Raw genomic sequence first — 228 nt, forward strand, 5'->3', positions numbered from 1 at the left:
GGCGCCCTGCTTGCCGGTGTCCTGGCATCGTTCCTCCTTCGACGACGACTGCAGCGCCTGACCCTCGGCCTGGAGCCGGAGGAAATCAGCACACTTGTCCACGACCAGGTCGCGGTCCTCCAAGGAGTGGACGACGGCGTGATCGGCATCAGCGCGGACGGAAGAATCTCCGTGTTCAACGCGGCAGCATCGAGGCTCCTCGGCATTCCCGATCTGACCGGCCAAGCG

1 protein-coding gene is annotated in these 228 nt (G+C 65.4%); it reads left to right on the forward strand.

The annotated features are described in order from the left end of the window. The coding region (locus SB847_RS22530) for a PAS domain-containing protein (RefSeq protein WP_410579016.1) at window positions 1-228 on the forward strand (228 nt) is incomplete at both ends.

Origin of the sequence: Bacillus sp. SIMBA_026, from assembly GCF_046535335.1 — a bacterium.
GTDB lineage: Bacteria > Bacillota > Bacilli > Bacillales > Bacillaceae > Bacillus > Bacillus velezensis.